This window comes from Variovorax sp. V15, assembly GCF_041154425.1.
Classification (GTDB): domain Bacteria; phylum Pseudomonadota; class Gammaproteobacteria; order Burkholderiales; family Burkholderiaceae_C; genus Variovorax; species Variovorax guangxiensis.
This window is the reverse complement of sequence record NZ_AP028660.1, coordinates 66687-79652: the sequence shown is the minus strand read 5'-3', so window position 1 is coordinate 79652 and position 12966 is coordinate 66687. Positions and strand designations below refer to the sequence as shown.

General features: G+C 67.3%; 12 protein-coding genes. 9 read left to right on the top strand and 3 right to left on the bottom strand.

The window, feature by feature from the left end; translation table 11 throughout:
• The first annotated feature begins 73 nt into the window (after positions 1–73).
• Positions 74–1237: a 2-methylaconitate cis-trans isomerase PrpF family protein gene (locus tag ACAM57_RS32735; protein ID WP_369662765.1), complete on the top strand. Its 1164-nt coding sequence runs from the start codon at positions 74–76 to the stop codon at positions 1235–1237.
• Positions 1234–2013 carry an SDR family oxidoreductase gene (locus ACAM57_RS32730; RefSeq protein ID WP_369662764.1) on the top strand — a complete coding sequence of 260 codons (780 nt, stop codon included), beginning with the start codon at positions 1234–1236 and terminating at the stop codon, positions 2011–2013. The genes ACAM57_RS32735 and ACAM57_RS32730 overlap by 4 nt, the downstream gene beginning before the upstream one ends.
• A 17-nt stretch (positions 2014–2030) precedes the next feature.
• Here the strand turns inward: ACAM57_RS32730 and ACAM57_RS32725 are convergent, their stop codons facing one another.
• Positions 2031–2813: a helix-turn-helix transcriptional regulator gene (locus ACAM57_RS32725; protein ID WP_369662899.1), complete on the bottom strand. Its 783-nt coding sequence runs from the start codon at positions 2811–2813 to the stop codon at positions 2031–2033.
• A 279-nt stretch (positions 2814–3092) separates the two neighbouring features.
• Between ACAM57_RS32725 and ACAM57_RS32720 the strand changes: the two genes are divergently transcribed.
• The 6 genes from ACAM57_RS32720 (at position 3093) to ACAM57_RS32695 (ending at position 9667) form a co-directional block, all read left to right on the top strand.
• Positions 3093–5051, top strand: coding sequence for an FUSC family protein (locus ACAM57_RS32720; protein ID WP_369662763.1), 1959 nt, complete (start codon positions 3093–3095; stop codon positions 5049–5051).
• A complete protein-coding gene (locus tag ACAM57_RS32715) occupies positions 5048–5254 on the top strand; it encodes a DUF1656 domain-containing protein (protein ID WP_184642437.1) in 207 nt (68 codons plus the stop codon). The genes ACAM57_RS32720 and ACAM57_RS32715 overlap by 4 nt, the downstream gene beginning before the upstream one ends.
• Positions 5255–5280: 26 nt before the next feature.
• Positions 5281–6264: a biotin/lipoyl-binding protein gene (locus tag ACAM57_RS32710; protein WP_369662762.1), complete on the top strand. Its 984-nt coding sequence runs from the start codon at positions 5281–5283 to the stop codon at positions 6262–6264.
• Positions 6261–7715 carry an efflux transporter outer membrane subunit gene (locus ACAM57_RS32705; RefSeq protein WP_369662761.1) on the top strand — a complete coding sequence of 485 codons (1455 nt, stop codon included), beginning with the start codon at positions 6261–6263 and terminating at the stop codon, positions 7713–7715. Before ACAM57_RS32710 ends, ACAM57_RS32705 begins: the two co-directional genes overlap by 4 nt.
• 27 nt (positions 7716–7742) lie before the next feature.
• Positions 7743–8675: a LysR family transcriptional regulator gene (locus tag ACAM57_RS32700; protein ID WP_184642440.1), complete on the top strand. Its 933-nt coding sequence runs from the start codon at positions 7743–7745 to the stop codon at positions 8673–8675.
• 707 nt (positions 8676–9382) lie between these two features.
• Positions 9383–9667: a hypothetical protein gene (locus tag ACAM57_RS32695; RefSeq protein ID WP_369662760.1), complete on the top strand. Its 285-nt coding sequence runs from the start codon at positions 9383–9385 to the stop codon at positions 9665–9667.
• Positions 9668–9804: 137 nt separating this feature from the next.
• On the opposite strand, the gene ACAM57_RS32690 is transcribed toward ACAM57_RS32695, so the two are convergent.
• Positions 9805–10689, bottom strand: coding sequence for an MBL fold metallo-hydrolase (locus ACAM57_RS32690; protein ID WP_369662759.1), 885 nt, complete (start codon positions 10687–10689; stop codon positions 9805–9807).
• A 36-nt stretch (positions 10690–10725) separates the two neighbouring features.
• Between ACAM57_RS32690 and ACAM57_RS32685 the strand changes: the two genes are divergently transcribed.
• On the top strand, positions 10726–12096 hold the full coding sequence (locus tag ACAM57_RS32685; RefSeq protein ID WP_369662758.1) for an MmgE/PrpD family protein: 1371 nt from the start codon (positions 10726–10728) through the stop codon (positions 12094–12096).
• Between the two features lie 13 nt (positions 12097–12109).
• On the opposite strand, the gene ACAM57_RS32680 is transcribed toward ACAM57_RS32685, so the two are convergent.
• Entirely contained in the window at positions 12110–12856 is a 747-nt protein-coding gene (locus ACAM57_RS32680) for an IclR family transcriptional regulator (protein ID WP_221297855.1), read from the bottom strand.
• Between the last annotated feature and the right edge of the window lie 110 nt (positions 12857–12966).

Sequence of the window (12966 nt, the reverse complement as noted above, 5' to 3'; positions counted from 1 at the left end):
GCATGCAGCCCAGCTAAACAATGGTCAGCAGAACTGAAAGGACAGCGGCCAGCGCGATCTGCATACTGAGCCGATGAATGAACAAATTCGTGTACCGGTCACCTTGATGCGCGGTGGCACCAGCAAGGCTGTTTTTCTCTCGCAGCACGACGTGCCCACTGATCCACAAGCGCGCCTCCGATTTCTTCTCGCTTTGTTCGGCAGCCCCGACGTGCGCCAGATCGACGGGCTCGGCGGCGCCGATATCCTGACGAGCAAGTGCGCCATCATCGGGCCGCCGTCGCGCCCGGATGCGGACATCGACTACACCTTCGTGCAGATCGGCATCGACCAGCCCACGGTCAGCTTCGAGATCGTCTGCGGCAACATTTCGTCGGCCACGGGGGTGTATGCGCTGCAGGAGAAGCTGGTTCCGGTGCAGGAACCCGTCACCACCGTTCGGGTGCACAACACGAACACCGGAAAGATCCTCCGAATGGCGGTGCAATGCGCCGACGGCGAGCCGCGCGTGGAGGGCGACAGCGAAGTGGATGGCGTGCCCGGCACCGGCGCAGAGGTGGCGCTGGATTACTCCGACACCAGTGGTTCCACGACCGGCAAGCTGTTGCCCACGGGGCAGGCGCGCGACTGGGTCCACGTGTCGAAGCTCGGCCGCGAAATACCGGTGTCGGTGGTCGACGTCGGCACGGCGTGCGTATTCATCCGCGCGGCGGACCTGGGCATCACCGGCACTGAACTGCCGGGCCAGCTCGGGCCCGAGATCTACGAGGTGGCCGAGGAGGTGAGGCGCTGGGTCGTCGAACGCTGCAATCTTCCGTCGTCGGGGATCCTGACGCCGTACCAGATACTGATCAGCGAAGCGCAGGACTACCGGACCATTGCCGGCGACCGCGTCGTGCAGTCATCGGAGATCGATTTCGTCGCGCGCATGGTGCTCGCCGGTGGCGCCATGCACAAGGCATTCCCTGGCGGAGGCTCGGTGTGCCTCTCGGTCGCAGCGCAGATCGCGGGAACCATTCCCGCCGAAGCGCGGGGCACGCATGCCGGTCCGACGCGCATCCGCATCGGCCATCCGAGCGGGGTGCTCAAGATCTTCGCGAATGTCGAGCACGGGGGCGGAAACGACTGGACGGTTCGCGAGGTGCACTTCACTCGCACGGCCAGGCGCCTTTTCGATGGGACGGCCTATGTGCGGCGGTCGCGCCTCGAAGCGACTGGCGAGGGGACGTTGTCATGAACGCTCCGGATCTTTTCTCGCTGCGGGGCCGCACTGCCCTCGTCACTGGCGGCTCCAGAGGCATCGGACGCATGATCGCCGAGGGGTTCCTGGCGCACGGCGCGCGCGTCTACATCAGTGCGCGCAAAGCCGAGGCATGCGATCAGGCCGCGCACGAACTCGCGAAGTACGGCCACTGCGTATCGCTGCCGCACGACGTGTCCACCGTGGCCGGCTGCCAGGCGCTGGCCGACGCCTATGCCGGGCATGAAACGACGCTGGACATCCTGGTCAACAACGCCGGAGCGGCCTGGGGAGAAGCCTTCGATGCCTTTCCGGAAAGCGGCTGGGACAAGGTGGTCGATCTGAACCTGAAGACGCCCTTCTTCCTGACGAAGGCGCTGTCCGGGCCGCTGCGCGCCGCTGCCCGGACGCGCGTGGGGAAGATCATCAACATCTCCTCCACCGACGGCATCGGGCTCAACCCCCAGGAGAACTACTCCTACGTCGCGAGCAAGGCCGGCCTGATTCATCTGACTCGGCGCATGGCGTTGCGCCTGGCACAGGACAACATCGCGGTCAGTGCCCTCGCACCTGGCGCGTTTCCATCCGAGATGAACCGCAATGCCCGCGACCATGGGCCCGCGTTGTCCGAACACATTCCCGCCAAGCGCATCGGCACGCCGGAAGACATCGCAGGTGCAGCCATCTTCCTTGCTTCACGGGCAGGCGACTACGTGATGGGTGCCACCCTCGTGGTGGATGGCGGCGTGACCCAGGCCCGCGCCTACCGGTGAGGTCGTGACGCGCAGGTTCAAGTCGGCGAGAGCGCAGGCGCGGGTTCGGCCAGCGAGCGCCCCTCGCCTGCAGCGAGCAGCCGGTCGTTGATGTAGGTGGCGGGCGGCTTTCCGAAAGCCTTCTTGAACATCGTGATGAACGCGGAGGGCGATTCGTAGCCCAGGTCGTACGCGACCTGCTGCACGGTCGCGCCGCCGGACAGCTCCCGAAGTGCGACCAGCATGTGCAGTTGACGACGCCAGCGTCCGAAGCTCAGACCGGTCAGCGCCGTGCACAGCCGGTTCAGCGTCCGCTCGCTCATTCCGAGCTTGCCGGCCCAGTCCTTCTGCGTCCGTCGGTCCGAAGGGTCGCGCATCATGGCGCGCGAAACCTTGCGCAGCCGCGCATCCTCGGGCATCGGCAGGAAGATCTCTTCCGTCGGCATGGCACAGAGCTGGTCCAGCAGCACGCGGACCAGCCGGTCGGTCGGCCCGCCAGCCTCATAGGAAGGCGGCTGCCCCGCCAGGTACTGGATCATCTCGCCGAGCATCGGGCTGATGTGCAAGGTGCAGCAGCTCGCGGGCAGCGGTGCGGCATTGGGCGCCACGAACAGATAGAAGATCACGGCGTTCGCGGTGCTGTGGTTGCTGTGCGGCGTCCCGCCCGGAATCCACACGCCGGCCTGCGGTGGAACCATCCACATCGCGCCGGGGACGTCGCACGAGACGGCTCCGCGCAACGCCATGACCAGCTGGCCTGACCGGTGCACGTGGATCGGAATCTCTCGCTCGCGCGCCTCGACATCCACGCGGTGGGCCATCACCGGCACGGACGGTTCGTAGTCCAGGTCGAGGCTCGCGCCAGAGGATGTTCGGTCGGAGCGCGTCACGCCGGGTGGCCAAAAAGAGAAATCATCTGTCCAAGTTTGCAATTCTAGTCTTGCAGGGGCGCCATAGCATTCCCGCATGCAAATGATTCGCAACCATATCGAGGCCGGATCGACCGGATCAGACCTCGTTCCGAAAGGAACCGCGTGATTGCACCACCTCGCTTCTCCAGGCAGGAGTGGCTCTTTTCTCTCAAGAGCTTCGCTGCCTCGATGCTCGCGCTGTACCTGTCCAGCCGCTTCGGGCTCCCCCGGCCCTTCTGGGCCATGATGACCGCGTACATCGTGGCGCATCCCCTCGCCGGGCACGTTCGCTCGAAGTCGCTCTATCGACTGGCGGGCACTTTGTTGGGATGCACGGCCTCCGTGGTGCTGGTGCCATCGCTGTCGGCATCACCGGAGCTTCTGTCGCTGGCCCTGGCGCTGTGGGTCGGGGCCTGCCTCTACCTGTCGCTGCTGGACCGAAGCGCACGCTCGTACGCCTTCATGCTGGGAGGCTACTCCGCGGCACTGATCGGTTTTCCGTTGGTGGAAACGCCTGCGGGAATGTTCGATACGGCCATCGCCCGGGCGGAAGAGATCGCACTCGGCATCCTGTGCGCCAGCCTCGTCCACAGCCTCGTACTGCCGACCGGCCTCGGGCCTTCGCTGCTCGGACTGGTCGATCGCACGCTGGGCCATGTCCGACGATGGCTGGACAATCTCGTTGGTACAAGCGCCGACGAAGACACCGGCGAGCGGCTCTCACAGGATCGACGGCAGCTCGCTGTCGACATCAGCCAATTGCGCTTGGCTGCAACCCACGTGCCCTTCGACACGAGCAGCCTGCGATGGGCCCATGGTGCCGTAAGAAGCCTGCCTGACTGTCTCGCGGTACTGACCCCTTCGTTGTCCGCGCTGGAAGACCGATTCGATGCGCTGCGCGAGGCGACGGGGGAAGTACCAGCCGAGGTCACGAAAGCCCTCGAACGCGATGCTGCATGGCTGGATGTCGCCGCGCTGTCGGGCACCGAGAGCGAAGTGCATGCCGATTTCCATGCGCGAGCGGCGGATCCGAGCGATTCCCCTTGGGTACGGGCCCTGAAGATCGACGTTGCCGCGCACCTCGACGAACTGATCGCGGGATGGCGCCGCTGCAGGACGCTTCGCGACGACATCGCCGCCGGCCTGGATGGCCGCGCATCGCCGCGGCGGCAGCGAAGACTGGCCGCACGGTCGCCGATCCTCCACGTGGACAAAGGCTTGGCGCTGCGTTCGGCCTTCACCGTCGCACTCTCGACCTGCGCGGCATGCGCGGTGTGGATCATCAGCGGCTGGCGATCCGGGTCGTCGATGGCGATGGGCGCAGCAGTCTTCTGCAGCTTCTTCGCCACCATGGACGACCCCGTTCCGGGCATGCACAAGTTCCTGGTCGCACTGCTGTGGTCGATGCCCGTGTCGGCTTTCTACGTGCTTGGCGTGATGCCGCTGGCTCAAGACTTCGGCATGCTGATGTTGTGCACTGCACCTTTGCTGCTGCTGGTCGGTGGCTACCTCGCTCGCCCGGCCAGCAGCCTCGCGGCACTGGGCATGTTCTTCGGCGTGGCGGGCACGTTGGCGCTCCAGGACATCGCGAGCGCCGACTGGACCAGCTTCCTCGAAGGCAATCTGGCCCTCTTCGCCGGTGGAGTGATCGCCGCGCGCACCACCGCCGTCGTGCGCAGCGTGAGCAGCGAATGGAGCGCACAGCGCATCCGCCACAGCGGCTGGCGAGACCTGGCCGACATGGCGTCACACCCCCAACGCGCATCCGAACGCGATGCCTTCAGCGGCCGCATCCTCGACCGCATGGCCCTCCTGGTTCCACGTACCGCTGGAGACCCCGGGCCGCAGGAAGGAACTGCGGCGCGGCTCGCGCTGCGCGAGCTTCGCATCGGGGCCAGCATCTGCGTCCTTCAGCAACAACGGCACCGACTGCCCGAAGCGCCCTCGGCCCGGCTGATGGCCGAGCTCGCTCGCGCGTTCCGCGCCCAGGCCGCCGGTGCACCGGCGCAAGTCGGGGCACTGCTGCCGCAGATCGACCGGCTGTTGTTGCATTCCCTCGCAAATGCCAACTGCGCGCCCGCAGTCTCTGCCCTGGTGGGCTTGCGCAGAGACCTTTTTCCTTCGGCCTCCACCGACCTGCAACCATGATCGAAACAAGCTTCTTCGGCGTCTACGTCCCAGGCCTGCTCCTGCTGGCAGGCGGTGCGATGGCTTTGGCCTGGTGGCTTCGCCGCCTGCTGTCGCTGATCGGCGCCTATCGGTGGATATGGCATCCCGCCCTGTTCGATCTGGGCCTCTACATCGTGGTGCTCCATGCGTTGGTCCGACTCACCGGGGCCATCTCCATCTGACCGATCACTTGTCCTGCTGCACGACCATGAAATCCAAACTATCCCTTCTCGCCGCCTGGACCTCGCGCCCGATCCCTGCCCCCCTTCGCCTGTTGTCGACGGCGCTGGTCACTGCAGCAGCTTGTTGGGCCGCGCTTCAGCTCTGGGATCATTACGAACTGGCCCCATGGACGCGCAATGGTCGCGTAAGGGCCGACATCGTCCAGGTGGCGCCCGATGTCTCCGGCATGGTGGCCGCCGTGGCGGTGCGCGACAACCAGCCGGTCACGGCAGGTGAGCTTCTCTTCTCGATCGACGAAGCTCGCTTCATGCTGGCCCTGCAGCAGGCCGAGGCCGCCGCGGCTGCGCAGCGGATCGTCATCGGCAACCAGCGGATCGCGCTGGGTCAGGCGCAGCGCGAGAGCCGCCGCAACGACGAACTGCAGGGACTGGTCGCCCAGGAAGTGCGCGAACAGGCCCGTTCGCGCTTCGAGCAGGCCCGGGGCTCGCTGCTGGCGGCCGAAGCGGCACTGCGCCAGGCAGAGGTCGCGGTCGACACGGCACGCCTGAACCTTCAGCGCACGCAGATACGGGCACCCGCTTCAGGACGCGTCACCAACCTCGACCTGCGCCAGGGTGCCTATGCGATGGCCGGCCATCCTGCCTTGGCGCTCGTTGCCACCGGTTCGATCTACGTCGAGGGCTATTTCGAGGAGAACAAGCTGGCGCGAATCCAGTTGGGCGACCGCGTGCGCGTGACCCCCATGGACGCGCCAGCGCTCGAAGGCAAGGTCGACAGCATCGCCGCGGGCATCGTCGACCGCGACCGCAGCACCGGTGCGAACCTGCTGCCCAGCGTGAACCCGACGTTCAACTGGGTGCGGCTCGCGCAACGCGTCCCCGTGCGGGTGAAGCTGGACCCGCTACCGGCCGACGCTCGCCTGGTCGTCGGCCAGACGGTCTCGGTGGAGGTGCTGGGTCCTCAGGGAGGGCCCACCGCGGCGGCTCGCGTCCAGGAGCCGCGGACATGAAGCTCGCTCGCGCCTTTGTCCTGGCAACCGCTGCCGCACAGGCTCTGCTGTCCGGCTGCGTCCACGGACCTGTCGGGCCCGACTACACAGCAACGGCTGCGCTCACCGCAGCGCAGGCCGCTTCGAGCGGGCCGTTTCTCTCCGGCGGCGGCGCCACGTCGGAAGCAAGCGTGCCACCGCGCTGGTGGCGCCTTTTCGAAGATCCGCGACTCGACGGCCTGATCGCCCAGGCCTTCGAGCACAACACCGACCTGCGGCAGGCACTGGCCACCCTCGAGCGCGCAACCGCGGTGGAAGCCGAGGTCCATGGGACCGAAAAGCCAGCCATCACGCTGAATGTCGGCCCGAGCTTCGGTCACGTTTCGGGCCTGTCGCTGCTGCAGCGCGACCAGGCGCCGCCGGGCCGGCTCGGCTACAGCATGGGAGCCGCCGTGTCCTACCAGGTGGACCTCTTCGGCCAACTGCGCCGTGCCCTCGAGGCCGCCGAAGCGGATACCGGCGCCACGCGCGCCGCGGTGGACCTTGTGCGCGTGACCGTTGCTGGCGGCACCGCGCAGGCCTACGCCGCGGCGTGCTCCAGCGGCCTGCAGCTGCGCGTGGCGCGCGAATCGGTGCGCCTGCAGGAAGAAGCGCTCGAGCTTGCGCAACGGCTACAGCGTGCGGGCCGGGCTGGGGCGATCGACGCTGTGCGTGCGCGCGCACAGCTGGAAATCCTGCGTGCCGCGATCCCCCCGCTGGAGGCAGTGCGGCAGCAATCCCTGTACCGGCTCGCCACGTTGACCGGCACCGCGCCCCGGGACTTTCCTGGCGCCGTAGGCCGTTGCGAGCAGCCTCCACGCGTCGCTGGACTGCTGCCGGTCGGCGACGGCGCGGCGCTGCTCGCCCGGCGGCCCGATGTGCGGCAGGCTGAACGAAGCCTGGCATCAGCGACTGCGCGCATCGGTGTCGCAACCGGCGACCTTTATCCCAAGGTGACGCTGGGCCTTTCATCGGGCTCTGCCGGCTTTCTCGACCGCTTCGCCAACCGCGAGACCTTCAGCTACAGCCTGGGTCCGCTGCTCAGCTGGACCCTGCCCGAAACAGGTATCGCTCGCGCACGCATCGCTCAGAGCGAAGCGGCGACCCGAGTGGCGGCTGCGCGCTTCGAAGGCACTGTGCTCGGCGCTTTGCGAGAAGCTGAAACCGCGTTGAACGCCTATGCCCGCGAACTCGAGCGCCATGCGGCTCTCGCCGCCGCGCGCGATCAGAGCCTGACTGCGGTCGATCAAGTGCGTGCGCTGCAGATCAATGGAAAGCTGGGGCAGCTCGATGCCCTGGACGCCGAGCGAACGCTGGCTTCCAGCAAGGCGGCCCTGGCCGCCTCGGAAGCCCGGTTGGCAGAGCGCCAGATCGCCGTATTCATGGCCCTGGGTGGCGGCTGGGAGGCCACCCCGACGGCACCGCCCCAATGACACGGACAGCGAGCGACAGGGCGGAAGATGGATGGCTTCGAGCATCTCAGGACCTTCGCGGAAGTTGCCTTCCAGGGCAGCTTCTCGCGCGCAGCGGGCAGGCTCGGCATCTCGAAGGCCAGCGTGAGCAAGCACATCGCCACGCTGGAGTCCCGCTTCAATGTGCGTCTGCTCAACCGCTCGACCCGCTCGGTCTCGCTGACCGATGCAGGCCGCCTGCTGCAAGCGCGCTGTGCATCCCTGATGGAGATGATCGAACAGACCACGAGCGAACTGCAGGCACGCGGCTCGCACCCCAGCGGCCGCCTGCTGATCACGGCGCCGCACGGAATGGTCCAGACCGCATTCCCGCGCCTGCTCGGCGACTTCCTCACCTGCTATCCCGACGTGCAGCTCGACCTGAAGCTGAGCAACCGCATGATCGATCTGGTCGACGAGGGGGTCGATATCGCCTTGCGGTTCGGACGCATCGGCGACGAGAACCTGATCGTGCGCCGCCTGCGGCGAATGGGACTGACCCTTTGCGCAACGCCGCGCTACTGGGCTCGGCGCGGCATTCCTTCGCAGCCCGACGACATGCGAAAGCACGACGTGCTCGCCTACTCGGTCATGCCGGGACCGCCACAAATCGCATTCGAAGTGGATGGCCAACCCTACAACGTTTCCATTCACGGACGCATGGACGCCAACGACGCGAGTGCGCTCATCGGCGCGGCGTTGGCCGACATTGGCGCAGTATGCGTCCCCGACCTGCTCGCGCAACCCTACGTGGAAAGTGCGCAGCTGGTCCCGGTTCTCCAAAACTTCATGCCCAGCGATATATGGCTCTACGCAGCCTACACGCAGCGCCGCCAAAACAGCGCCGCGCTACGTGCAATGCTCGCGATGCTGGAAGTTCGAATGCGGGACAGCCCGACGCCCCTCGCTGTCTCGAGAGATGCTGCACCTGCACCTCTTTGAGGGCGAACCAAGGCCTCTTCGGTTCGACCTGCCGCGGCGGCACGCTCAAAGACCAGGAGATCCTGAGCCGGGTTTCATCATCGGCTGGGGCACCATAGGCCGGCAGAAGCGCAAGGCGGGAGACTTTGGGGTCGGCCGCGTTGATCTTCGTGGCGTCCTGACCCAGCGGGACTGCGGCGGCGGAATTCCGGGACCCGGTTATGCAGCCCTGTGGGCATCGGCATGAAGAAGGACGAGCTCGTGCCGCTGTCCAAGTGAACGCGACCCGCTGCGCTGGAGAAGGCGGGCGAGCTTGACCGCCTCTGGGCCAAATGGCTGGGCCCGAGCACCGAATATAAGATGGTCCGCGAAGAGAAGGTCACGCCACTGACCGAGTCAAGTTCGAGATGCTGCCCTGAGCCCCGGGGCTGGCCGGCCCTTCGCACGGTGGGATCTGCCGCGCCACCGAGCTGCGCCGGCGCCCGGCGGACAACGAGCGCATCAGCGCCGGATTCCGCAAAGTGTGCGCTCGGAACGCGCGCACGCTTCGCAAGAGCGGCGGTGCTCGAAGCCTGGCGCGTCCGCCAGCGCTGTCATGCGGCGGCGGTGGGCCATGCAGACCGCTTGGATCCGGACCGCTGGCAGTGCTATTGCACAGTTGGGCTGTCTATTCCTGGCCTTGCGGAAACGTCTTGCCCACTCACTCCAACGGCACCGTCGGTGCGCGCATGACGCTCAAGCAGTATCTCGCGGCGCGACAGGTGGTGGTGCGCCCCGATGGGCGCGAGCACCTGCTCGAGCAATTCCTGGACGGCAAGCGTTGGCGGCGCAACGTGACGCTGGGACCCTCGCACTTCATGCGTCTGCTGGCGCCGCTGCCGGGCACCGACCTGATCGCCACGGTGCCTCAGGACATCGCCGCCGTCGTGGGCTGCCACCTTCCGCCGCGCGAGATCGCACTGCTACCCGCGGCGAAAACCGGTCGAGGCCTGACTCTTCATATTTTTTGCTAAACCTCAGGAGTGCGTTGTCGGTGCAGGGCAACTCCGAAGTTCAAGGCGCTCGGATGGCCGCAGTCCTCGATGCGACGCGAAGCCACCGCGCGCAGCACGCACCATGGTTTGCCCGAACGTCGGTCTCCGCCAGGCGACTACAGGCGGTCGACCGGGATCTTCAGGTAGACGACGCCATTGGCCTCCGCGTCTGGAAAGCTTCCGGCGCGGACATTGACCTGGACCGAAGGAAGCATCAGCGCCGGCATCGCCAGCGTGGCGTCGCGCGCATGGCGCAGCGCCACGAATTCGTCCTCGCCGATACCGTCGCGCACATGGATGTTGCCCTCCCTCTGCGCAGCCACGGTGGTACAGCACACCGGCTCGCGCGAAGCGGGCGGCGGGTAGTCGTGGCAGAGGTAGAGACGCGTGTCGCCTGGCATCGCGAGCAGCCGCCGGATGGAGCGATAGAGCTGGCGCGCATCGCCGCCGGGAAAGTCGCAGCGCGCGGTGCCTACGTCGGGCATGAACAGCGTGTCCCCGACGAACACCGCCGAAGGTCCGCCCGCCGGGTCTTCGACGAGATAGGCCACGTCGGCTGGCGTATGGCCGCCGACGTGCAGGGCCCTCGCCTGCAGCAGACCGATGCGGAATGCCTCGCCATCGGCGAACAGATGCTGGAACTGCGAGCCGTCCACGGCCAGGTCCTCGGCGTTGAAGACGCCCCGGAACACGCGCTGCACCGCCGTGATGCCGCTGCCCACGGCCAGCATGCCGCCGAAGCGCTCGCGCAGGTACGGCGCGCCCGACAGGTGATCGGCATGCGCGTGCGTCTCCAGCAGCCACTGCACCGTCAGCCCGCGCCGGTCGATCGCCTCGGCCACTGCTTCCACCGGGGCGGCGTCGGTCCGGCCCGAGTTCGCGCGGTAGCCCATCACCGGGTCGATGACGGCACAGGAGCCCGCGCCGTCATCCACCAGATAGGAAAAGGTCGAGGTGGCGGGGTCGAAGAAGTGCTGGATCGCCAGCTTGGCTTGGTTCATATAATGAAAGTAGTTTCATTGAACGAAATAAATTATATGACCCGCGATCCGGAATCGGTCCTGGCAGCCCACCTCGCAGCCATGCAGGGCCGCCCCCTTGCCCAAGCCACGCGCGACCGCCTGGCGCAGGCCATGCTCGACTGGTTCACCGCTGGCTGGTCCGCGATCGGCATGGCCAGCGCCACCGCGCTGCGGCAGCTTGCCGTGGCCAGCATGCCGGGGCAAGGCACGGCCCCGGTCTTCGGCGGCGCCTCGACGCAGCCGCTGGCCGCTGGCTTCGCCAATGCCGGCATCGCTCACCTGCGCGAGATCGACGACGCGCACCGGGCCGCGATGCTGCACCCGGGCGTGGTCGCGATCTCGCCGGTGATGGCGCTGGCCGCGGCGCAAGCGATGCCGATGCGGCGCGTGGCCGACGCGATCATTGCCGGCTACGAAGTGGCGCTGCGCGTGGGCGAAGCGCTGGGCACCCGCCACGCCGCCGGCTTCCACGCCACCGCCACCGCCGGCTGCGTGGGCGCGGCGGCAGCGAGCGCGGTCGCGCTGGGCTTGCCGCAGGCGCAGCTGCATCACGCGATGGGGATCGCGGCGACGCAGTCCGCCGGCCTGTGGCAGCTGGTGGACGACGAAGCGCACGAATCCAAATCGCTGCACCCGGCCTTCGCCGTGCGCAACGGCATGACGGCCGCATGGGCCGCGCAGGCGGGCTTTCCCGGGGCACGCGCCTTCGTCACCGGCCGGCGCGGCCTCTACGCGCTGCTCGCCGGCGACGGCCCGCTGGCCGCGCTCGACGGCGAGCTCGATGCGCCCGAGCGGCTGAACACCGCCACCATCAAGGCATGGCCCTGCTGCGCACAGCTGTTCACGCCGCTGGATGCCACGCGCGAGATCATGGACAGGCACAGCCCCGCGCCGCAGGAGATCGAATCGGTGGACGTGGTCATCTTCCCGCACGCGCTGAAGATCGCGGGCGTGCGCTGGCCGAGCAAGGCGGCGGAGACGCCCTTCAGCCTGCCCTACGTGGTCGCCACGCTCCTGTCGAAGGGACGGCTCGGCATCGAGGACATGGAAGCCCCCGACCTGCACTCGCCCGCCCTGCTCGCGCTGGCCCAGCAGGTCCGCGTGTCCACGGACGACGGCTTCCAACAGGCTTTTCCGCAGAAGCGCCCCTCGCGCGTGACCATCAACATGAAGGACGGGCGCAGCTTCGAAGCATTGCGCGAACTGCGCCGGGGCGACCCCGAAGACCCCTTCGACTGGCCGCAGCTGCAGGCTCGCATGCGCGCGTTCGCGCCGGCAATGACCGATGCGCAGGCCGAGCGCCTCTCCCGCTGGTGCGCCGCATTCGCCGAAGCGGCGCAGGACCACGAGCCCTGCCTGCCGTCGCCCGAGCTCTTCGGCGGCTGACCGTGCTCCGGCGTCAGGCCGGCACCGGACTCCAGCCGCTCGGCGCCTTGCTGGAGAAGCCCTGCAAGGCCAGTTCGTGACGCACGATCTCCGCCGCCTTGCGCTGGGCCGCCACGCTGTGACGCGACGCGAGGCCGATGACCACCATCGCGCCCAGGAAGGTTCCGTCGCCATCGAACACCGGCAGCGCGACGGACGCCATCTCGGCGACGCGCTCGGCGCGCGTCATTGCGTAGCCCTTTTCGTCGATCTCGGCCTGGTGCTCGGTCGCACCGCCAGTGAAAGCCAGGAGGATGTGGGCCGAGGAACCGCCGGCGGAAAGCGCAATGCGCGTTCCCACCTCGACGTGATGCCGCACCTCCTTAGCCGTGTTCTCGCGGTAGAGGCACACGCGCTCCTCGCCGCTGCGGATGTAGAAAGCCACGGTCTCGCCGGTCTGCCGCATCACCTCGTGCAGCACAGGCTGCAGCCGCGTGCCGAGGTCGAAGGTGCTGCGGTAGAGCATGCCCATGTGCAGCAGCGCCGGACCGGGCGCATAGCTGCCGCTCTCGAAGCGATGAATCATCCGGGCCCGCGTGAGCACGCCCAGCAGCCGCAGCAGCGTGGCCTTGTCCAGGCCGGTGCATTCCGCCAGCTCGCGCAGCGACATGCGCAGCCGGTCTTCGCGAAAGCACTCGAGGATCGAAATGCCCCGCTCCAGCACGCCGGCGGGAGGCTTGGGTCCGACGGACGCTGCGGTATCGGTTTCTTGGTTTTTCATGGTGGGCGCTCCGGGCTGCGGATTATCCGGGTTGACAGTTGCCGCCTGCGATCATAAAGTTTCATTCATTGAAGTTTGTTTTATTCATTGAAATGAACACAAACAACGAG